Below are 21,822 nucleotides of genomic sequence, written 5' to 3' on the forward strand. Positions count from 1 at the left end.
ACCGCGGTCGAGTGTCCGTGGGCCGTCGTGACCGGTCGCGCGGTTCCCCCGCGCTCTCAGGTCCTCAAACGTCGGCCTTCCGGCCCAGTGCCGGGTCGCTCACGCCCACCCGGCCGTTCTCCACGTGGCCCGCGAAGCGGCGGACGAAGCCGGGGGCCGCCGGCGTGGTCACCGTCAGGTCGTACCAGCGATGGCTCGCCCCAAGGTCCACGACGCGTCGGACGGTGGCACCGGCCCGCACCCTGACCGTACGGCCCTGACCGGCGCCGTACCCGCTGCGGATCCGCAGGCTCAGCGCGGCGGAACCCTTGTTGGCGAAGGTCAGTTCCATGTCGCCGCCGACGGGCCGCGCGGTGACCTCCAGCCCCGCCGACGGGCCCGCGCCCGGCCCCTCGAAGACGCGCAGGAAGCCGTTGGGACCGTGCGCCGTGAGGTCGTAGCAGCCGCCCGAGGCCGCCAGGCTCCATGTGTCGGAGAGGGCCTTGCCCGCCCCGGTGGTGTACGTCCACGGCCCGTCCGTGCGGTTGCCGGAGGTGACGAGGAACGCGGCACCGGCCCTCGCGCCGGAGGCGAACGTGAGCGTGAAGGTCCCGGCGGCCGGGTCGGCCGTACCGTCCACCCGGGGCACGTAAGGGAGCGGCCGGGCGGGCCGCAGGCCCCGCTCCTGCCTCGGCATGCTCGGGTCGGCCGGCACGGTCGGCCGGTAGTCGGGGTGCCGCTCGCGGTCCGGCGGCTCGTACGCGTCCGTGTCGGGCAGCGCGGCCGGCCGGGTGTCCTTGCGGGAGAAGTCGAACGCGGAGGTCAGGTCACCGCAGATCGCGCGGCGCCAGGGCGAGATGTTGGGCTCCCGCACCCCGAAGCGGCGCTCCATGAACCGCACGATCGAGGTGTGGTCGAACGTCTCGGAGCACACGAAGCCGCCCTTGCTCCACGGCGACACCACCAGCATCGGCACCCGCGGTCCGAGCCCGTACGGCCCGGCCACGTGTGTCGCGCTCCCGGCGAAGAGGTCCAGGCCCACGTCGACGGTCGACCTGCCCTGCGCGGGCGAGCGCGGCGGCAGCGGCGGCACCACGTGGTCGAAGAACCCGTCGTTCTCGTCGTATGTGATGAACAGCGCGGTCCGCGCCCAGACGTCCGGGTCGGAGGTGAGCGCGTCGAGGACCTGGGCGATGTACCAGGCGCCGTAGTTCGAGGGCCAGTTGGAGTGCTCGGAGAACGCCTCGGGCGCCGCGATCCAGGAGATCTGGGGCAGCCGGCCCGCCTTCACGTCCGCCTTCAGCCGGTCGAAGTAGCCGTCGCCGGCCTTGACGTTCGTACCGGTGCGGGCCTTGTCGTACCAGGGGTCGCCGGGCTTGGCGTCACGGTACTTGTCGAAGTAGAGCAGGGAGTTGTCGCCGTAGTTGCCGCGGTAGGCGTCGGCGATCCAGCCCCAGGAGCCGGCCGCGTCCAGGCCGTCGCCGATGTCCTGGTAGATCTTCCAGGAGATCCCGGCCGCTTCGAGGCGCTCGGGGTACGTCGTCCAGCCGTAGCCGCGTTCGTCGTTGCCGAGGACGGGGCCGCCGCCGGTGCCGTCGTTGCCCGTGCAGCCGGACCACATGTAGTAGCGGTTCGGGTCGGTGGAGCCGATGAAGGAGCAGTGGTACGCGTCGCAGACGGTGAAGCTGTCGGCGAGGGCGTAGTGGAACGGGATGTCCTCACGGGTCAGGTACGCCATCGTCGTGGTGCCCTTGGCGGGCACCCACCTGTCGTACTTGCCGCCGTTGTAGGCGGCGTGTCCGTCGGGCCAGCCGTGCGGCAGGCCCTCCAGGAACCGCATGCCGAGATCGTCGGCCTCGGGGTGGAACGGCAGGACGTCCTTGGTGCCGTCCGACTGGTGCCACACCGTCTTCCCGTTGTCCAGCGTGACCGGGTGCGGGTCTCCGAAGCCGCGTACGCCTCTCAGCGCGCCGAAGTAGTGGTCGAAGGACCGGTTCTCCTGCATGAGGACGACGATGTGCTCGACGTCCTCGATGGTGCCGGAACGGTGGTGCGCGGGCAGTGCCGCGGCCCGCTGGATGCTGGCCGACAGAGCGGTGAACGCCGTGGTGGCGCCCGCTACCTGGAGGAATCGCCGCCGGTTGACTTCAGGCATGGGTGGATGACCTCTTGTCCTGACGTGGTGCGTCGGATGTGACCTGCGCGCTAGGAATGGTCCAAGAGGAACGAATGTCGGGGAAGGGGCCGTGGCGCGGATGTGACGGACCGGGGGCCGCGACGCGAACAGCGCCGGGCGGGTGGGTCACGCGGGCGTCAGGGGCCGTGTCAGGTCGGCTCCGCGCGCAGCGCGTCCGAGAGTGACTTGGCGCCGCCGTGCGCGGTGAGGCCGCCGTCGACCGGGATCTCGGCCCCGGTGATGAAGGAGGCGTCGTCGGAGAGCAGGAACACGACGAGCGGGGCGACCTCGTGCACGGTGCCGACCCGGCCGAGCGGTGTCTCGCGGAGGTTCGCCTCGCGGAAGACGGGCGCGGCCGAGGCGGTCATGTCGGTCTCGATGAAGCCGGGGTGGATGGTGTTCACGCGGATGCCCCGGGGCCCGAGTTCCGTGGCGGCGGCCTTCGACAGCCCCCGCAGCGCCCGTTTGCTGGCGGTGTAGGCGACCGGGTAGTGGCCGGTGAGCGCGGCGGAGGAGCCGACGTTGACGACGGACGAGCCCGGCGGCATCAGTGGGGCCAGGTGCTGGATCCCCAGCAGCGGGCTGGTGACGTTGACGGCGTGGACGCGGGCGAAGTCCTCGGGGCGGACGTCGCCGACGCGGGCGCGCCAGGTGACGCCCGCGTTGTTGACGAGGCCGTGCACCTGCCCGTACGACGCCCTCAGTTCGGCGGCGAGTTCGGTCCAGTCCCGCTCGCTGGTGACGTCGAGGCGGCGGCAGTCGCCCTCCGGTCGCGCGTCCGTGGCGACCACCCGGGCGCCCTCCCCGGCCAGGGCCTCGGCGGCGCCCTGGCCGCGTGCGGCGCCCGTGACGACGACCACCTTCCCGGCGAGCCTCCCCCGTACGCTCACGGCCGCTCCCGGGTGCGTCGGCGGGCGGGCGGCAGCGGCACCGGATCGGCGCCGGGGACCACCGTGTTGGAGACCGTGCCGAGGCCCTCGACGGTGAGGGTGACGGTGTCGCCGGGCCTCAGCGGCGGCGGGGACGGCTCGCCCCGTACGCCCCACAGTTCCGCGAGACAGCCGCCGTTGCCGCAGGTGCCCGAGCCGAGGACGTCGCCGGGGCGCACCGAGGTGCCCCGGGAGGCGTAGGCGGTCATCTCCTCGAAGGTCCAGCTCATGTTCGACAGCAGGTCCCGCCCGACGACCTCGCCGTTCACCGCGGCGGTCAGGGCCTGCCGCAGGAACCCGTCGGCGTCCCGGAACTCCTCCAGTTCGTCGGCGGTGACGAGGTACGGGCCGAGGGTGGCGGCGGTGTCCTTGCCCTTGCAGGGGCCGAGCCCGACCCGCATCTCACGGGACTGGAGGTCCCGTGCGGACCGGTGGGTGTCCTCCTGTGGGGGTCAGGTGAGGCGCAGCAGGGCGGCCGCGTTGCCGCCCCGTACGGCGTGGAAGTCAGCGTCGGGCAGCCGGGCCGCGCGCAGTGCGCCGACCGGGTCCTCGGTGCCCATGTCGAAGGGGAAGTCGGAGCCGAGCAGCACCCGGTCCGGTCCGGCGGCCCGGATCAACTCCCGCAGCACGTACGGGTCGTGGACGAGGGAGTCCAAGTACAGGCGCCGCAGGTAGCTGCTGGGCTGGTGGGCGCAGCCGGCGGCCGCGTCGGGGCGGGTGGTCCAGGCGTGGTCGGAGCGGCCGATGTGGGTGGGCAGATAGCCGCCGCCGTGGGCGGCGAGGAAATCTACGGTGAGGTGTTGGACGCCCTCCATCTCGCACTGCGCTCCGGCATTCCCATGGAGCATCACATGTGGAGCCTGGTGAACTCGCTGATGAGCTATCTCGGTGAGCACTGGCGTGAACCCGACGAGGGGCTGTGGGAGGTGCGCGGGCACCGGCGTCACTTCGTCCATTCGAAGGTGATGGCCTGGGTCGCCGCCGACCGTGCGCTGCGCATGGCGCGCATGCTGGGCGTGAACGGTTCGGTGGGGCGCTGGCGCGAGATGCGCCGGGAGGTGCGCCGGGAGGGATGGGACGACGAACAGAAATCCTTCGTCCAGTCCTACGGCTCCCAGGCGCTGGACGCCTCGCTGCTGCTGATCCCCAAACTCGGTTTTCTCCCCGCTCACGACGGAAGGGTGCGGAGCACCGTCGAGGCGATCAGGTCGCTGGACGACCACGGGTTCCTCCGCCGTTATGCGTACATCCGGCGGGGGGTGCACGGGGTGGACGGGTTGCACGGGCCGGAAGGGGCGTTCGTCGCGTGTTCGTTGTGGTTCGCCGACGCGCTCGCCGCGACCGGTCGTCCCCAGGAGGCGTGCGAGATTTTCGAGCGTGTCCTGGACATCCGCAACGATGTGGGTCTGCTGTCCGAGCAATGGGATCCGGAGCGGCACCGACAGCTCGGAAACGCTCCTCAGGCGTTCAGTCATATCGCCCTGGTCGACACGGCCTTCACCCTGCGGAAGGTGTTGGCCTCTGCGGGTGGCGTGTCGGGGAGCGCACGGTCCTGCGGCCGCGGGAGGAGGCCGCCGAGTTCTGACGGCTTTCATCAGCACCATGCCCTCACGCAGCAGCTGGCCGGTCAGACAGGTGAGTTGCCGGCGCCGCACTCCACCGCGTCGATACGGCTCGCAGGGGTGGAGCTCGCGGTAGTTCTCGGCGAGGTACGCCTGGACCGGCCAGGTGTCCCGGTCCACGTCCCGGTCGCGGGGTCGGTGGCCGAGGCCCCGGGGAGGGTCGCTCATACGGACCTCACTGCCTCGTCTGGAACGGGAACCGCTCGGCGAGGGCGGTCAGCGTGTCGTTCAGCCGCTCCACGTCCTCGTCGGTGTTCAGCGCGGTCACCTGGATACGGAATCCGACACGGTGACGGGGCACGACGGGATAGGCCGCCAGCGTGACGTAGATGCCCCTCTCCCAGAGGAACAGTGCGGCCTCGTCGATGTCGGAGGGGTCGGCGAGCGGGAGCTCGATGATGGGCAGCCCGGAGGTGTTGGGAGTGTCGACATGGAGTCGGCGCACATGGTTCAGGACATGGGCCGTCTTGCGGTGGAGGTCGGCGCGGATGGCGTCCCCGCGCCGCTCGTTGACGTCGAACCCGGCCAGTACCGTGGCCAGGGAGGCGGTCGGTGAGGGCCCGGAGTAGAGATACGGCGCGGCAGCCACCTTCAGATGCTCCTTGAGCCAGGTGGGCAGGGCGATGAAGGCGAGGAGCGAGGAGTAGGCCTTGGAGAATCCGCCGACGAGAATGATGCCGTCGTAGGTCTCGCCGAGATGGCGTACGGTGCCGTTGCCGCGGGATCCGTAGGGGGACGTCTCGTCGACGCCGCGCTCACCGACGACGCCGAAGCCGTGGGCGTCGTCGATGTACAGCAGGGCGCCCGAGTCCCGGCACAGCCCGGCGAGTTCGCCCAGGTCGGGCATGTTTCCCGTCATGCTGTTGACGCCGTCCAGGCAGACCAGACGGGCGGCCCCGGGCGGCGCGGCCCGCAGCAGATCCCCGAGCTGGTCGGGGCGGTCGGCATGGAACCGCTGTACGGTCGCGCCCCGGCCGCGCGCGATCAGGCAGCCGTCGTACACCGTCCGGTGGGCCTCCGCCTCGACGAAGACCTGCCCGTCCTCCCCCGCGAGGGCCGGGATCACCGACGTGTGGATCAGGGTGATCGTGGGGAGGACCAGGGTGTCCGGTGCGCCGAGGAGTGCGGCGAGTCTCTCCTCGATCTCCGGGTAGAGCCGTGGATTGCCGATCATCCGGGACCAGCTGGGATGAGTGCCCCACTTCTTCACCTCCGGTTCGATCGACGCCATGATCTCCGGGTCGAAGTCGAAGCCGAGGTAGTTGGATGACGCGAAATCGGTCAGCCACCGGTCACCGCAGCGGATCCGTCGCCCGTCGACCTCGTCCAGGACCGCGTCGCTCATGGGATTGGTCTGGCGCAGGCGTTCGAGGTCTCCCCATCGCGGGTCGTGCCGGATCCCCCGTACCTCCGGATGCGCTTTCCGAGTGTTCTCCTCATTCCGGGTCCCGGTGGGTACGGGCCGCGCCGGCGTCCGGCCGACGGCCCGGGATCCGGGCAGAGAGCCGTTCTCCGGCTGTCGCGCCGTACCACCCCTCCCGTCGGTCGGACCGGCGGTCCGCTTCTGCCTCCCGCGCAGCAGCGTCTGTGCCTGGTCGACCGTCATCGGACGGGCGAAGAGATAGCCCTGCCCGAGACGACAACCGATGGCGGCCAGCAAGTCGCGCTGAGCCGGGTCCTCGATGCCTTCGGCGATGACCTCGAGACCGAGCGTGTCGGCGATGCGGACGATCCCGTCGACGAGTGCCACCTGCTGGGTGTCCACGCAGATGTCGTCGATGAAGGACTTGTCGACCTTGAGGACGTCGATCGGGAATTCCCTGAGATAACTCAATGACGAGAATCCCGTGCCGAAGTCGTCGATCGCAAGGCTCACGCCGAGGTCTTTCAAGGAACCCATGACGCCGTCGAGCTGTTCGTCCCGGCGCATGAGGACGCTTTCGGTCAGCTCCAGCACCAGCGACCCCGGCTCCAGTCCGGCCGTCTCCAGCGCGCGACGCACCCCCTCCAGGAATCCCTGGTCCCGGAACTGACGTGCCGAGACGTTGACGTTGACGCGGAGGGGGGGCTGCCCCGGGAACGCCTGCTGCCAGCGCCTGATGTCCGCCGTGGCGTGTTCCAGCACCCAGGCGCCGAGCGGCATGATGTGCCCGGTTTCCTCGGCGAGCGTGATGAACTCGTCCGGGGGCACCATGCCCCGCCGCGGGTGCGGCCAGCGGACCAGCGCCTCGAAGCCGGTGATCCGGCCGTCGCCCAGGTCGACGATGGGCTGGTAGCGCAGGGTGAACACCTTCTGCGCGACCGCGGTGTCCAGCCATGCCTGGAGATCGTGACGTTCCATCATGTCGGCATGGAGGACGGGCTGATATCGGCGCCACTGCCGCTTCCCCGCGGACTTGGCCGCGTACAGGGCGAGGTCGGCGTGGCCGATGAGTTCCTCCGCGCCCTCGCTGTCGAGCGCGGTGGCTATGCCCACACTGGCCGACACGCTCACGACGCTGTCGGACAACCGGAACGACTGGTTGAGATTCTGCACGAGCTGGCTGGCCAGTATCTCCGCGTCGAGCGGTTCCTTCGCCCCCTCCATCAGCACCGCGAACTCGTCGCCACCCAGCCGGGCCGCCGTGTCGCTGTGTCGCAGCGTCGCCGAGAGGCGCGCTCCCACCGCGGACAGGAGTTCGTCCCCCACCGTGTGGCCCATCGTGTCGTTGACGACCTTGAAGTCGTCCAGGTCGATGAAGAGCACACAGGCGATGGTCGAATTCCGACGGTCACGCGTCAGTGCCCGCTCGATGCGCTCCAGGAGAAGCATGCGGTTGGGCAGCCCGGTCAGTGAGTCGTGGAAGGCGTGGCGGGTGAGTTCCCGCTCCAGCTGACGTTGCTCCGTCACGTCCCGCAGGGTGAGGACGAGTCCGTGGACCGTCTGGTCCGCACGCAGATTGCTGCAGCGGGCCTCGACCTCGATGCGCCGTCCCTGCGGACTCAGCACCCGCCAGTCCTCATGCATGTCATGGTCGCCCGTGACCCGCATCTCCGCCAGCGCCCGACAGGCCCACTCCCGGTCCTGCGGATCGACGAGCGAGGTGAACGTCGCGCCGAGGAGGCCCTCGCGGCCGAACATCCCGTCGGCCGACGGACTCGCGTACCGCACCGCGTTGTCGTCGTCCAGGATGAGGATCACGTCCGAGGTGTTGTGCACCAGCGTACGGAAGTACGCCTCGCTGTTGCGGCGGTTGACCTCCTGGCTGAGTTCCACCCGCTCCGTCGCCAGCGCCGCCTGGGAGGCGAGGATCTCGAGCGAACTCCACAGCTCCATCAGTTCACGCTCGGGGCCCGCCACGCACAGGGCGCCGACGAGGGGTTCCCCGTTCGGCCGGTCCGGCAGGGCGAGGGGGCACAGCAGCGCCCGGTTCGTGTGGTCCAGACCGTCGACCACCCGCCGGTCGAGTTCCCCGAGCGGCACCAGCAGGGCCTCGTGGCCGCTGAGCGCGGCAACCACGTGGGGCCCGGCGTCGGCCCGGCTGATCCTCCAGTTCCACGCGTGGGACTCCGTACGCACGGCGTACAGGCCTTCGCCGTCTCCCTCCACGGCCAGCAGGACCGTCCGGTGCGCCACACCTGGCCCGAACAGCGCGCTCACCGCCCTCTCCACGGAGTTGGCCACCTCGCGCGGTCGGACCGCCGTCAGCAGTGAACCGGCGGCCATGCGCAGGCCGCGTTCCCTGGCCAGGGCCTGGCGGTGGACCGCGACCGCGCCCGCGAGCCTCAGGATGACGAGGAGGAACAGTGCCGCGGAGAACACGGCGATGACGCCCGCGTCTCTGATCTCGCCGCGCACGACCTGGAAGAGGAGCACACCGGGCGCCACGAGCGAGGCGGCCGCGAGCAGGGCGAGCCGGCGCTTGCCGGGTGAGGCGGGCGAACCGCGCCGGGGCATCTTCTCGGTCAGGTCCCGCATGGACGGATGGAGCGCGGCGAACCCCCACGCGGTGAAGAACACCACCCACCCCAGGTCCATGGCGGTACCGACCTGCCAGGTTCCCTTCAACTGGAGCAGCCCGTACAGCACGTGGGACGCCAGCATTCCCACCGTACCGACAGTGAGCAGCACACTGGGGGTCATGCCGAGACCCGAGGCGAGGAGGCAGGTGAGCATCATCAGCATCAACACGTCGCCCAGCGGATAGGCGATCGAGATCGCGCGCTGTATCCAGGTCATACCCTCGGCCTGACTCAGGGGCCCGATCAGGTGGACCCAGAGGAACACGCCCAGACCGGCGGTGAGAACGAACGCGTCCAGCAGGCTCGGCAGGTCCCTCCCCGGCCAGCAGTAGTGAATGAACCCGACGAGCCCCGCGGCGAACAGCGGATAGGTGGACAGGTAGAAGACGTCCGCCACCGAGGGGAAGGGACTGCTCTGGTCGAGGAAGCCGTTCAGGATGTTGTACGAGGTGTCACCCGCGGTGAAGGTGAGGTTCGCGGCGGCGAGAGCCAGCCAGGGCCAGCGACGGGAGGGCCGGTTGATGCGGATACCCACCAGGATGGCGGTGACGCCGGCGAGCCCGATGACGGCCCACATGGCGGTACGAAGGGCCGGATAGGTCAGGTACAGAACCGTGCAGGGGATCACGAGGAGGAGGTAACAAGCCATCAACCGGTGGATCCGCGTCACGGAAACCGCCTCCTCACGCGGGAGGGGGGCCGCCGAATGTACATCGTCCGCACGCCACGGAGCCGCGAGGGCGTCCGGGCGACACCCGAAGAGAGCCACCCGTGTCGTCCTGGGACATGTGGGGCGGTCTCGTTGTCGAGACTAGGCGGGGACGGTCCGCGACGCATCCGGGGAGAACCACGCCTCCTCGCAAGCCCAGGATGCCGTCCTCGGCCGGCGCCACCGCCGGCCGGGCGTCAGGAGGGGGATCCGCCGGTGCGGCTCGCTCCGTCCGTCTCCGGCACAGCGGCTCCGACCGGCACGGCCCCTCCCAGCGCCTCACCGAAGTAGTCCTGCCCTCCCATGTCGGTTCCGGACGGCGAGCGCAGGTCGAGGCCCTTGTCCGTCAAGGTGTCGCACACGGGCACCAGCAGGGCGGCCTGGCTCTCGTCCCTGACGACCGGTGCCTCCCCTCCTCTGAAGCAGGGGTCGGCCTCGAAGCCCGTCCCCCGGCCGTCCGCCGTCTCCTGACCGGTGGCGGACCGCCACTCGGCGAGACCGGAGTAGACCTTGTCACCCCATCGCAGGCTCCAGCGGCCGGCGGTGTTGACGTAGTCGTTGCCCTGCAGCAGGGCCTGCTCCCGCGGGTAGGCCGTGTCCGCCACGACGGGCGGGGGGCCGTCCGTGACCAGCAGGTTGTTCCGCAGGGTGACATTCCTGGAGGTGGCGTGCAGCCGTACCGCTGTGCCCGGCCGCACCATGTGCGTCATGACCACGGTGTTGTTGTACACCTGGAGCCGGTGGATCCCGTCACCGTGGATATGGATACCGCCCCTCTCCGGCCATCTGCGCCCGTCGTCACTGCTGATGTTGAAGCGGAACACATTGTTGTCGTGCGCGGCATTCGTCTTGCTGGTGTAGGCGTGGTACCCCGGACCGTCGTTGCCGAAGGACAGGTTGTACTGAACGGTCGAATCCGAGACGTTCGAGTCGAGCCCGAAGCCCGCTCCGTCGACCCGTGAGCCCGTGTGATTGCGATAACTGCGGTTGCGTTCGAGGATCAGACCGGTGGAGTCGTAGGCCCAGATACCGATCGGCCCCTCCTTGGCCCTGGCCGAGGCGCGGGTCCCGTTGTCGTGAGCGCTCGACTCCTGTATCCGCCCGCCCCGGACGCTGCCGAGGACGATGCCGTTCCCGGTGTGCCGATCGTGGGCACCGGGGTCCCCCGTGTTGTGGTGCGCCTCGACTCCCGAGACCACCACGTCCTGGTGGGCGTATCCGTCGGGCGCCTCTTCACCGGTGGGGGGACCGTACGTCAGGAGCCCGATGTCCCTGTTGCCCCGCAGCACGGAGTCCGTGATCCGCACGTCACGGAAACCGGTCGACCGGCTGGCACTGCCGATCTGAACGCCGATACGGAAGCCGGAGACCACCACGCCGTCGATCGACACGTGCCGCAGTCTGGCGCCGTCGGGCCGGTCGCTGTAGACGTGGATACCGCCCTGACCGCTATGGGCGCGGTTCCGGCCGACGATCACCAGCCCTCGGATCTCCACCCCCGCGGTGTTGTAGACACTGATGCCGGGGGTGGCGTCCGCGACGATCGTGGCCCTCCCGCCGCCGTAGCTGCCCACGACCACCGGCTCGTCCGCGCGGCCCGCGTCGTCCGCGCCCAGTTGCAGCGGGCCCGGGAAACGGCCGCCTCCCCGGAGCAGCAGCCGGTCGCCGGGCTCGAAGGACTCTGCGTCGGCGCGCTTGAGCGAGCGCCATGCCCGCTCAGGGGACCGGCCGTCGTTGTGGTCGTCGCCGTCCGGGCTCACGTAGTACTCACGGGTGGGGGCGGTGTAGTGCGGAGTCGCGACGCAGCCCGTGACGAGGACACCGGTGAGCGCCAACGGCACTGCCACGAGGAAGCCCGTGCACCGCCCCACCAGCCGCCGTGCGGAGTTGTCCCGCATGCTGATCAGCACCTCACGGGTTTGCGAGCCGTTCGTTCCGCCGAGGCCTGCCCGCGCCGGGACCTGAACCATCCGACGGTCTGCCGCAGCCCCTCCTCGATCGTCACCTGGGGGAACCAGCCGAGCTGGTGCTGCGCCCGCGTGATCACGGGACGCCGCCGGGTGGGATCGTCCACTGGCAGCGGACGGAACTCCAGGCCCGATTCCGACCCGGTCGCCCCCCTCACCAGTTCCGCGAGTTCCCGCACCGTCCGCTCGCTGGGATTGCCGAGGTTGAGGGGTCCGGGGAGATCCGAGTCGATCATGGCGACGATGCCTCGGACCAGGTCGTCCACGTAGCAGAAGCTCCTGGTCTGGCTTCCGTCCCCGTAGATGGTGAGCGGTTCGCCGTCCAGTGCCTGCCGGATGAAGGTGGACACCACCCGGCCGTCGTGGGGGCGCATTCTCGGCCCGTACGTGTTGAAGATCCGCAGTATGCCGACGTCCGCGTCCAGGGTGCGCCGGTAGGCCGTGGACAGCGCCTCGGCGAACCGTTTGGCCTCGTCGTACACGCTGCGCGGTCCCACGGGATTGACGTTGCCCCAGTAGTCCTCCCGCTGGGGGTGGACCACCGGGTCGCCGTACACCTCGCTGGTCGAGGCGAGGACGAAACGTGCCCGGCGCGCCACCGCCAGCCGCAGGGCGTTCTCGGTGCCTCTGCTGCCCACGGCCAGCGTCGCCAGGGGACGGCGGTGGTAGTCGGGGGGCGAGGCGGGGCTGGCGAGGTGCGCCACGGCATCCACCGGCCCCGGGACCTCCAGCGCGGCGGTGACGTCGGCTTGGACGAACGTGAATCCGGGGTGCCCGGCCAGGTGCGCCGTATTCTCCGGGTCGCCCGTGGAGAGGTCGTCCACGCACAGCACGTGGTCCCCTCTGCGCAGCAGGGCGTCGCACAGGTGCGAGCCGAGAAAGCCACCCCCGCCAGTGACCACGACATGCATGATTCCTCCAGGATTCGCGCGTTCAGGCGGCGTATGAGCCGGTCATCGGGGGACGGCCGAGTGCGTTCACGCTCCAGCCCGCCGACTGCCAGGGGGCGGTGTCGAGGGTGTTCCGGGCGTCGAGGATCTTCCGGTCGCGCACGAGGGGGCCCAGTTCGGCGGGAGAGATCTTCCGGTACTCGGGCCATGCCGTCAGGTGCAGGACGAGGTCGGCGTCCTCACACGCCTTGGGCACGTCGAGGGTGTAATGCAGTTCGGGGAACCTGGGCCGGGCGTTGTCCACGGCTTCCGGGTCGTGCACGCGGACCTCGGCACCCTCGCGGCTGATGGCCGACGCGACGTCCAGGGCGGGCGAGTCCCGCACGTCGTCGCTCTCGGGCTTGAAGGCCGCTCCCAGTACCGCGACGCGCCGGCCGGAGAAGGAGCCGCCCACCAGGTTCCGTGCCAGGTCGACCGTGCGGCGTCGCTGCCGGGTGTTGATCTCGTCGACCTGGTGGAGGAAGGAGATCGCCTCGCCGGCCCCCAGTTCCTCGGCGCGCGCCGCGAAGGCACGGATGTCCTTGGGGAAACAGCTGCCGCCGAAGCCGAGGCCGGGCTGCAGGAACCGGTGCCCGATGCGCGAGTCCTCGCCGACGGCCTCCGCCAGCGCCACCACGTCGGCGCCCGCCGAATCGCACACCTCGGCCATGGCGTTGATGAACGAGATCTTGGTGGCGAGGAAGGCGTTCGATGCCACCTTGACGAGTTCGGCGGTGGCGGGGTCGGTGCTGAAGAAGGGGACACCGCTGATCAGCATGGGCTTGTAGATCTCCCGCAGTGTCGCCTCGGCACGCCGTGACTCGACGCCCACGACGATCCGTTCGGGACGCCTGGTGTCGGCCACCGCGAAGCCCTCGCGCAGGAACTCGGGGTTCCAGGCGATCTCACTGTGCGCTGCGACGGCCCGCAGGCGGGCGCCCAGGCGGGCCGTCGTGCCGACCGGCACCGTGGACTTGCCGACGATCAGGCTGCCGGGCCGCAGATGCGGCGCCATGCCGTCGATGACGGCGTCGACGTAACGGACGTCGGCCGCTTCACCGCCGGGCATCTGCGGGGTGCCCACACACACGAAGTGCAGACGGGCGAACCGGGCGGCCTCGGTCACGTAGGTGGAGAAGCGCAGCCGTCCCGACGCGACCGTACGGACGAGGAGTTCGTTCAGGCCGGGCTCGTAGATGGGGGCCTTGCCCTCGGTCAGGGCCGCTATACGCTCTTCGTCGATGTCGACGCCGAGGACGTCGTGGCCGATGTCCGCCATGCACGCGGCATGGACCACCCCGACGTATCCGGTACCGATGACTGTCATCCGCATGTCGTTCTCCTTCGTGGGTCGCGGACGGTTCAGTCCGCGTAGCCGAGAGGGTTGAGCTGCCGGAACCGCCACGCGTCCCGGCACATCGCGGCGAGGTCGCGGGTGGGGCGCCAGCCCCATTCGTGCGCGACCACGCGGGGGTCGGCGACCAGTTCGCTCACATCACCCGGGCGACGGTCCTCGACGGTGTACGGGATGTCCCTGCCGCAGGTCTCGCCGAAGGTGGCCAGCAGTTCCAGGACCGAGGTGCCCGATCCGACGCCGAGGTTGAACACCCGCATTCCGGGTGCGTCGTCGAGGTGCTCCAGGGCCACCCGGTGCGCCTCGGCGACGTCCATGACGTGGATGTAGTCACGGACCCCGGTGCCGTCCCGGGTGGCGTAGTCGTCGCCGTACACCGTGACGCTCCGCCGCTCGCCGTCGGCCACCTGGGCCAGGCGGGGCATCAGGTTGACTTCGCCGCCGCGGGGCGCCTCACCGACCAGTCCGCTGGGGTGCGCGCCCACGGGGTTGAAGTAACGCAGGGACAGCACCCTGAACTCCGGACGGAGCCTGCACACGTCGGCGAGTATCTGTTCGCATGCCCATTTCGGCGCGGCGTAGGGGTTCGTGGGCCGGGCCGGATCACGCTCGCTCAGGGGCACCTTGTCCGTCTCGCCGTAGATGGAGCACGACGAGGAGAACACCAACTGGTGGATGCCGTGTCCGTCCATAGCGCGCAGCAGGGCGGTCGTTCCGCCGATGTTGGTGTCGTAGTACTCGATCGGCATCCGCGTCGACTCACCGACGGCCTTCTTCCCTGCGAAGTGCACCACCGCGTCCACGGAGTGGCGGTCCAACACGTCGGAGAGGGACCGGCTGTCGCGCAGATCCAGACGGTAGACGGCGCTCAGGCAGCGGTCTGCGACCTTCTGCACGCGGGAGAAGACCTGGGGCGAGCTGTTGGAGTAGTTGTCGACCACCACCAGGGCGTAGCCGTGATCGAGCAGCTCGACACAGGTGTGACTGCCGATGAAGCCCGCTCCACCGGTGATCAGGATGGTTGACGGTGCTGGCACGGGCTTCTCCTTAGCGAGCTCGTGGGGGCGGTTGATCGCGGGCACCGGGGCTCACCAGCTGAGCACGGTGACCGCGTAGGCGGGGAAGAACATGAGGGCGAGGAGAGGGGGGAGCGCGGAGGCGACGGTGACGAGCAGCGGAGTCCTCGCGGTGGCGAAGGCGGCACGCAGGCCGGTGCCCGCCGATCGGGCCGTCTCGCGTATGTGCAGCAAGGGCACGGCCAGGGCGACCGCCCCGTAGACCAGGGCGCCGAGCAGGGTCAGGAAGACGTAGCCCACCGCGGGACGCGTCAGCTCTCCGAACAGGGCGACGGCGGCCAGGGACACCGCCAGGGCGGCGAAGGGCAGCACCAGACGGGTCATCAGGGGTTCGAGTCCGCTGCGCCGTTTGGGCGTGACCTTGAAGGTCACGGGCCGTGGGCGCATCCGCTGGCGCACCGCTCCCAGGACGCCCCAGACGATGTAGGGCCAGCGGGCGAGGGCGAACAGCCAGACCTCCCAGCTGATGACCGGGGCGGAGGGCGGGCGCAGTAGTCCGCGCCGCCGCATGAGGCACAGTGCCAGGAAGACCCACACAGGCATGAACCAGAAGTGGACGAGGAAGTCGAAGTAGTTGACGTTCATCCAGGGAAGCCCGGTGAGCACCGCGATCGGCGGCAGTGACAGTCCGGCCAGGACGGTCAGCGCGAGCAGCGGGTAGTAGCCCAGCGCGTAGGCGAAGCGCAGACGGCGCAGGAAGGGGATACGGCCGACGTGGTGCCAGATGAGACCGAACAGCATCAGAGTGAGGCTGCGTGACCACTGGTATTCCTGGGTGACCATGTCGGCGAACGTGAGGGGTCCGTCGCCGTGCGCCTCGGCGTCTATCGCGAACGCACCGTGCCAGCCGGCCGAGTTGAGAAGCAGCGTCGTGGAGAAGTCCTCGGCGAGCTCGGGTCCGAGACCCCCGATGTCGCGCAGCGCGGCGGTGCGGACCGCGTAGTGCGAGCCGATGCACATCGGTGCGAGTCCGTCGCTGTGGCCGAGTTGCACCGCACCGTGCCAGACGGCCTCCCGGTACAGCCGGCCCCGCGCGGACCACGACTGGGCGGCGTTGACGTCGCAGACGCTCGGAGCGGCCACGTACCCGATGGCCGGGTCGGCGAACGCCCTCACCATCTGGGCCAGATAGGTGGGCGCCGGAACGTGATCGCAGTCGAGCTGGGAGACCACGGCGTAGTCCTGGTAGCCCCAGCGGTCGTAGAAGTAGGCGAGGTTGCCTTCCTTGCAGCGGGTACGCCGGGGCCAGGTGGCCCGGTGGTACGCCGGGACGCCTCGGCGGCATGACACATGGACGTCGTGGTGACGGCACCACGTGAGGATCTCCTCGGTCGGGTCCTCGTCGCACAGCCATACGTCGTACGGGTGGGGGAAGACCTGAGCCGACATGGCTTCGAGTGTTCGGCGGACCGTGCACCACTCCTCCGAGGGCGCCCGGGTCACCACGAAGGCGACGGGCAGCGCGGGAATCTCCAGCGCGGGGTTCACACGCTTCAGCCTGCTGACGGTCATCAGGAAGTAGAAGGGGAGCGCCGTCAGGTACAGCAGCAGGACGCTGTTGATGATCAGCCCGGCCCATCCGACCCGGTGCTCCGGCCGCAGCCACCACACCCAGAACCAGGCGAAGGCCAGAGCCCAGCTGACGGCCAGCCCGAGGACTCTGGCCTGGTCCCCGCCGGACAGCACCCGCACGAAGGTGTCGGGGCGTACGGACCGCGCAGGCGGGCGACGGCCGAAGACGGGGCCTTCGGCCGTGATCCGGGCGACCTGTCCGCCGGACAGCCCTCGGATCTCCTCCTCCAGCGGCACTTTCGCCGCCCTGCCGGTCACGGTCGGCCGTCGCCGGTGTCGCGGGAGACCGTGAGGTGGCTGCCAGTCATGAGAGCGCTCCGTATTCAGTCGCGCACAGAGAGGGGTGGCTTGCGCCACGCCGGGGCCGTGACACGGCGCCCGGGTGCGATAACGAGCAAATGCCGTACTTGAGAAGTTCTGTCCATACCTCGTATATTTACGGCGTATACGTACACTTTCCCCCGGTGGGCGCATAGGGTCAAGTCACACCGAGAAGCTCACCCTCGCTGGAGGCGACGCATGGCCAGGCGGACGGAACAGGGCGGCGCGGGCCGACGCGCCAGCGATCGAGGCCACTACGGGCGACTGAGCCGGGAGCGGGTCCTCGCCACCGCTCTGGAGGTGGTCGACCGTGAAGGGCTCGGGGCCTTGAGCATGCGGCGACTGGGCGCCGAGTTGGGCGTCGAGGCCATGGCTCTGTACCGGTACGCGGCGGGCAAGGAGGATCTGCTGGACGGCTTGGTCGAGGCGCTGTACCTGGAGCTGGAGGACACGTTGGCCGCCGACCGCGAGGCCGGACCGCCGAGCGCGGACGGCTCGGCGTCTTCTCCGGCGACCGTGAACGCCTCGCGACATGCGCCGCCCTGGCGCGCGGAACTCCACCGCATCGCCCGCGCGACCTACTCGGTCGCTCTGCGCCACCCCCACGCCGTGCCTCTGCTGGCGACCCGCATGCTGGCCGTCCCGCTCGCACGCCGTCCCGCGGCCGTGCTGCGGGACCACGAGCGGGTTCTGACCCTGCTGCACCAGGCGGGCCTGGAGGACGCCGCCGCGGCGAGGGCCCACCGGGCGTACACCGCGTGGCTGCTCGGCTATGTCTTCGTCGAGCTCCGGGCCATGGTGGACGCTCCCGAGGAACCCGACCCGGCCTTCCGGCTCGGCCTGCACCGGATGCCGGCGCACGAGTTCACCCGGCTCCGCGCGGCCGCCGTCGACCTCGCCGAGCCCGAGGGCCCGGAGGGCCTCACCGCGGGCCTGGACACGTTGCTCGACGCCCGTGTCCCGGACGGTGACGACCCGCCCGACGCCTCCGGGTGATCCCGTCCGGCATCCGCGCGCGTGCCGCGCAGAACGGGGCGCGGTACCCGAACGCCGGTGACGGGGGCGCGCTGGGAGTGATCCGCCCAGCGGCGACACCCCGCACCCCCGCCGATGCCGATGCCGAACAGGACGCATGACAACGCTCTGACCGGCTCTTTCGCAGAGACTCTTCCGCCTGGCGGAAGCCGCCTTGCGCGGTCACCACAGCCGTCAGGACCCTGTTCCCAACCACGGCACGCGGGGCGAGGGTGCCCCGCCGACAGGGACGGGAAGCCCATGCCTCATATGACCGCCTTCGCCAGGAACCAGTGGTACGTCGCCGCCTACGCCCATGAGGTCGGGCGGGAGTTGCTCGGCCGGACGATCCTCGGCGAGTCGCTCGTCTTCTACCGGACGGAGGAGGAGGGCACACCCGTCGCGCTGCACGACCGGTGCGTGCACCGGCGGTACCCGCTGTCCGAGGCCCCCACCCGGCTCGACGGCGACCGGATCGTGTGCGGCTACCACGGGTTCACGTACGACACGACCGGCACCTGTGTGTACGTGCCGGGGCAGAAGCGCGTTCCGCGGACCGCGCGGGTCGCCTCGTACCCGGTGGTCGAGCAGGACTCCCTGATCTGGGTGTGGATAGGCGACCCGGCGCTCGCCGACCCGCAGGCGATCCCCCGGGCCAGGCACCTGGACTCCCCCGGCTGGGTGACCGTGCGCGGCATGGAGCCGATCGACGCCGACTACGGGCTCCTCGTCGACAACCTGCTCGACCTGTCCCACGAGACGTATCTGCACGGCGGCTACATCGGCACCCCGGAGGTCGCCGAGACGCCGATCACCACCGAGGTCGACGAGGGTGCCGGCATCGTCCGGGTGAGCCGGCACATGGACGACGCCGACTGCCCGCCGTTCTACGCCAGGTCCACCGGTATCACCGGCCGCATCACCCGCTGGCAGGACATCGAGTACTTCGCCCCCTGCCTGTACCTGCTGCACAGCCGGGTCGCCCCGGTCGGCGTGGTCCCCGAGGCGGACGGCAGTGACCCGAACGGCTTCCACACCGAGGTCACGTACGCGATCACCCCGTCGACCGACGGCAAGGTGTACGACTTCTGGATGGTCTCGCGCGACTGGGCGATCGAGGACGACGAGGTCACCGAGTTCCTGCGGAACAACAACCACACCGTCGTGATGCAGGACGTCGACGCGCTCAACCTGCTGCACAAGACGCTCGGCACCGAACGCACCGGCTACCAGGAGCTGAGCATCAACATCGACACCGGTGGTCTGGCCGCCCGCCGTATCCTCGCCCGGCTGGTCGAGGAGGGCGCGAAGCCCGTGGAGAAGGTCCAGTGAGCGCCTCCCCCGCCGCGCCCATCGGGACCGGTGAGATCTACCGCGTGGACTGGCTGCCGGGCACCGACGTCCTGCACGGTACCTGCCACTGCGGACGCGAGCACACCTCGCAGGACCCGATCGAGATGTGGGAGTGGATGCTCGCCCACCCCCAAGGACACGAGCCGCAAGGGAACAGCTCATGACCTCGTCCTCGCCCTCGTCGCCGTACGAGGCCGAACTCCTCGTCGAAGGGCGCGAGTTCGCCGCCGACGGCGTACTCACTCTCACCCTGCGCCACCCGCTCGGCGAGGAACTGCCTTCCTGGGCACCCGGCGCGCACATCGATGTGCTGCTCGGCCCGGAGCTGGAGCGGCAGTACTCGCTGTGCGGTGACCCGGCGGACCGGCACACCTGGCGGATCGGGGTCCTGCGGGAGCCCGACGGGCGCGGTGGGTCGGCCTTCGTGCACACCGAGTTGAGCCAGGGCGACAAGGTGCGGGTGCGCGGGCCGCGCAACAACTTCGCCCTGGAGGGCGCGCCCCGCTACCGGTTCGTGGCCGGCGGTATCGGCATCACACCGATCCTGCCGATGCTGGCCGCGGCCGAAGCGGCGGGCGCCGAGTGGTCACTGCTGTACGGCGGGCGCAGCCGTCGATCGATGGCGTTCCTGGCCGAGTTGGCCGCGTACGGGGACAGGGTGACCGTCGCGCCGCAGGACGAGTCGGGCCTCCTCGACCTGGGGTCGGTGCTCGACGAGCTGCCCGAGGACACCCTCGTCTACTGCTGCGGTCCCGGTCCGCTGCTCGACGCGGTCGAGGAGCGGTGTCCGGGACGGGCGCTGCGTGTGGAGCGGTTCCAGCCGAAGGAGCAGGAGACGGGCCCGGACAGCGAGTTCGAGGTGGTGCTGGAGCGGTCGGGGAAGACGGTGACGGTGCCGGTCGGGATCTCCGTGCTGGACACCGTGCGGGCCGCCGGGGTCGAGGTGCTCTACTCGTGCACGGAGGGCACCTGCGGGACGTGCGAGACGGATGTCCTGGAGGGCACCCCCGACCACCGTGACTCGGTGCTGAGCGACGAGGAGCGCGAGGCCGGGGAGACCATGCTGATCTGCGTGTCCCGCTGCCGGGGCCCACGGCTGGTGCTCGACCTGTAGCCGGCGGGACGTCGGGCGGGGAAGGATTGACCCCCGGCGCCGTCGGCGACCTGAACGCCGGCGGTACCGGAGGGGGTGCTGCTCACCGGCCGGGTGAGGGCACCACGCTGAGGTGGCCCACGGTGGCCCGCCGGGAGCGGCGGTGCCTGCGGGGGGACTCCGACGGCCGGCCGGCCTCGCGCAGGACGAGGGTCATCCGGGTGTAGCCGAGGTCGCGGAGGGTGTCGGGGGTCTCGTCGACGACCCGGCAGTCGGTGGCGCCCCAGCGGGGGTCGGGGTGGACGAGCGGACGGACCGCGCCGTCGTGCCGTGCGGCACCGGGGCCGACCGTGCGCAGCCAGTGCGGCAGGCCGTGGCGGTAGGCGGCGTCCATGATGGGGTCCTGGGCGATGTCCCGGCGGATCGACTGCAGCCCGCGGTCCTGGGCGTGCCGCTCCACGGCGGCGGCGAAGTGGGCGAGCATCGGCAGGCACCAGCTGGACTCGTGGTCGCCGAGAACCGTGGCGGCGTCGGGGTGGAACAGCACGAAACGCAGGAAGTTGTCGCCGGGCATGGCCGTGGGGTGCGGGCCCACGCCGCCGAACAGCTTCCGGAACGCGGAGTTGGTGAGGACGACGTCCCAGCCGTGGTCGAGGACGACGGACGGGAAGGAGACGGACTCCAGCAGCGCGGCGTAGTCCAGCAGATAGGCCTGCGCTTCCCGGGCTTCGAGACTGTCGGGGACGGGCCGCGGTACCGACCGCTGCCCTCCTGCCTGATATGCCATCGGGAGGTCACCCCTCTTGCCTCTGCGGCCTTCACGCGGCCTCTTGATCCTCGTGCCCCCGGCGAAGTCGTGTCAACTATCGTGGCATTCGGCGCCGGTTGACGGCTGAATCTCGCCACAGTTGTGGCGAGACCTGGATGTGAGTTCGACGAAGCGGCTACTCTCCCCGCAGTTCACGGTGTACTTGCCGGGACCAGGGTCTCGCGCCAGGCTTGGATCCACGGATTCCGCAGTACCGCGAAATTGGCCTGAGAGAGACGTAGGAGATCTGTCGGTGACGGATGGCTTCGAGGTTCCGGACGCCGCGGCGACGGTTCTGCTGCCGGCCGTCGTGGCCCGCGTCACCGCGTTGGCGGACAAGTTGGGCGTGGCGCACTCCGAGGTCTTCGACACGCGTCGGCTCTCGGTCGCCTCCGGTGTCCCCGAGGCGGTGGTGAAGGCCCTGCTGAGCGGACAGCGCGCCGGTGAGCCGGACATCCAGGCCCGCTTCCTGCAACGCCTGGACCTGCTGCGACGCACCCGGCTCAAACCCAACGGGCGCAAGTACACCCAGCAGGAGATCGCCGACGGCGCAGGCATGTCGCGCCAGCAGGCCGGTGCCCTGATCAACGGCGACCGGCGGCCCACGATGGAACACTGCGACGCCATCCAGCGCTTCTTCCGGGTCCATGCCGGCTTCCTCACCGCGGAGGACCCGGAGGCCCTGGCGAGCGCCCTGATACGCACCGAGCAGGAGCTCCTCCAGCAGCTCGCCGACCGTGAGCGCGCGGCGGCCGAGGCCGCCGACGACCCGCTGCAGCGCCTGCTGCAGAACCACGGTGTGCGCTCCATCGCCTGGCGGGCGGCCCAGCTGCCCACCGACCAGCACCGCGACAAGGTGGCGGAGTGGCTGGACATGCTGCTGGAGAGCGTCAAGCGGCCCGAGTCCTGACCGGGGGA

The 21,822-nt window shown here is 70.3% G+C and carries 14 protein-coding genes and 3 pseudogenes; 6 read left to right on the forward strand and 11 right to left on the reverse strand.

Features of this window, described 5'->3' with window-relative positions; genetic code table 11:
* Window positions 1–64: 64 nt before the first annotated feature.
* From AOK15_RS12770 to AOK15_RS12785, 4 genes and pseudogenes are all read right to left on the reverse strand, one after another.
* Window positions 65–2,134, reverse strand: coding sequence for a phosphocholine-specific phospholipase C (locus AOK15_RS12770; RefSeq protein ID WP_055516011.1), 2,070 nt, complete (start codon window positions 2,132–2,134; stop codon window positions 65–67).
* Window positions 2,135–2,304: 170 nt separating this feature from the next.
* Window positions 2,305–3,045, reverse strand: coding sequence for an SDR family NAD(P)-dependent oxidoreductase (locus AOK15_RS12775; RefSeq protein WP_055516013.1), 741 nt, complete (start codon window positions 3,043–3,045; stop codon window positions 2,305–2,307).
* Window positions 3,042–3,512 (reverse strand): annotated as a pseudogene (locus AOK15_RS12780) (fumarylacetoacetate hydrolase family protein); the annotation flags it as partial. The gene AOK15_RS12775 and the pseudogene AOK15_RS12780, both read right to left, overlap by 4 nt.
* 24 nt (window positions 3,513–3,536) lie before the next feature.
* Window positions 3,537–3,866 (reverse strand): annotated as a pseudogene (locus AOK15_RS12785) (amidohydrolase family protein); the annotation flags it as partial.
* Between the two features lie 57 nt (window positions 3,867–3,923).
* On the opposite strand from AOK15_RS12785, the pseudogene AOK15_RS42030 reads away from it, so the two are divergent.
* Window positions 3,924–4,520, forward strand: a pseudogene (locus AOK15_RS42030) (glycoside hydrolase family 15 protein); the annotation flags it as partial.
* 361 nt (window positions 4,521–4,881) lie between these two features.
* Here the strand turns inward: AOK15_RS42030 and AOK15_RS12790 are convergent.
* The 6 genes from AOK15_RS12790 to AOK15_RS12815 form a co-directional block, all read right to left on the reverse strand.
* Window positions 4,882–9,378 carry an aminotransferase class I/II-fold pyridoxal phosphate-dependent enzyme gene (locus AOK15_RS12790; protein ID WP_338059894.1) on the reverse strand — a complete coding sequence of 1,499 codons (4,497 nt, stop codon included), beginning with the start codon at window positions 9,376–9,378 and terminating at the stop codon, window positions 4,882–4,884.
* 236 nt (window positions 9,379–9,614) lie between these two features.
* The gene (locus AOK15_RS12795; protein WP_079058452.1) at window positions 9,615–11,315 is read right to left on the reverse strand and encodes a right-handed parallel beta-helix repeat-containing protein; all 1,701 of its coding nucleotides are present in this window, start codon (window positions 11,313–11,315) and stop codon (window positions 9,615–9,617) included.
* A 5-nt stretch (window positions 11,316–11,320) separates the two neighbouring features.
* Window positions 11,321–12,295 carry a UDP-glucuronic acid decarboxylase family protein gene (locus tag AOK15_RS12800; protein WP_079058450.1) on the reverse strand — a complete coding sequence of 325 codons (975 nt, stop codon included), beginning with the start codon at window positions 12,293–12,295 and terminating at the stop codon, window positions 11,321–11,323.
* A gap of 22 nt (window positions 12,296–12,317) precedes the next feature.
* Window positions 12,318–13,646 carry a UDP-glucose dehydrogenase family protein gene (locus tag AOK15_RS12805; RefSeq protein WP_055516016.1) on the reverse strand — a complete coding sequence of 443 codons (1,329 nt, stop codon included), beginning with the start codon at window positions 13,644–13,646 and terminating at the stop codon, window positions 12,318–12,320.
* 29 nt (window positions 13,647–13,675) lie between these two features.
* Window positions 13,676–14,704, reverse strand: coding sequence for a UDP-glucose 4-epimerase GalE (gene galE, locus AOK15_RS12810; RefSeq protein ID WP_240508405.1), 1,029 nt, complete (start codon window positions 14,702–14,704; stop codon window positions 13,676–13,678).
* A 51-nt stretch (window positions 14,705–14,755) separates the two neighbouring features.
* Entirely contained in the window at window positions 14,756–16,573 is a 1,818-nt protein-coding gene (locus AOK15_RS12815) for a glycosyltransferase family 2 protein (protein WP_240508406.1), read from the reverse strand.
* A gap of 261 nt (window positions 16,574–16,834) precedes the next feature.
* On the opposite strand from AOK15_RS12815, the gene AOK15_RS12820 reads away from it, so the two are divergent.
* The 4 genes from AOK15_RS12820 to AOK15_RS12835 all read left to right on the forward strand — a co-directional run bounded on the left by AOK15_RS12820 (window position 16,835) and on the right by AOK15_RS12835 (window position 20,117).
* A complete protein-coding gene (locus AOK15_RS12820; RefSeq protein ID WP_055516020.1) occupies window positions 16,835–17,632 on the forward strand; it encodes a TetR/AcrR family transcriptional regulator in 798 nt (265 codons plus the stop codon).
* A 279-nt stretch (window positions 17,633–17,911) separates the two neighbouring features.
* On the forward strand, window positions 17,912–18,982 hold the full coding sequence (locus AOK15_RS12825; protein WP_205632116.1) for an aromatic ring-hydroxylating oxygenase subunit alpha: 1,071 nt from the start codon (window positions 17,912–17,914) through the stop codon (window positions 18,980–18,982).
* Window positions 18,979–19,167, forward strand: a complete 189-nt coding sequence (locus tag AOK15_RS12830) for a hypothetical protein (protein WP_055516025.1) — start codon at window positions 18,979–18,981, stop codon at window positions 19,165–19,167. The genes AOK15_RS12825 and AOK15_RS12830 overlap by 4 nt, the downstream gene beginning before the upstream one ends.
* The gene (locus AOK15_RS12835) at window positions 19,164–20,117 is read left to right on the forward strand and encodes a PDR/VanB family oxidoreductase (protein ID WP_055516027.1); all 954 of its coding nucleotides are present in this window, start codon (window positions 19,164–19,166) and stop codon (window positions 20,115–20,117) included. Before AOK15_RS12830 ends, AOK15_RS12835 begins: the two co-directional genes overlap by 4 nt.
* Before the next feature lie 82 nt (window positions 20,118–20,199).
* Here AOK15_RS12835 and AOK15_RS12840 read toward each other — a convergent pair whose 3' ends face one another.
* Window positions 20,200–20,883, reverse strand: a complete 684-nt coding sequence (locus AOK15_RS12840; protein WP_055516029.1) for an MmyB family transcriptional regulator — start codon at window positions 20,881–20,883, stop codon at window positions 20,200–20,202.
* A gap of 274 nt (window positions 20,884–21,157) precedes the next feature.
* On the opposite strand from AOK15_RS12840, the gene AOK15_RS12845 reads away from it, so the two are divergent.
* Entirely contained in the window at window positions 21,158–21,814 is a 657-nt protein-coding gene (locus tag AOK15_RS12845; protein ID WP_055516030.1) for a helix-turn-helix domain-containing protein, read from the forward strand.
* The last annotated feature ends 8 nt before the right edge of the window (window positions 21,815–21,822 follow it).

This window comes from Streptomyces ossamyceticus, from assembly GCF_001418475.1.
Lineage (GTDB): Bacteria > Actinomycetota > Actinomycetes > Streptomycetales > Streptomycetaceae > Streptomyces > Streptomyces ossamyceticus.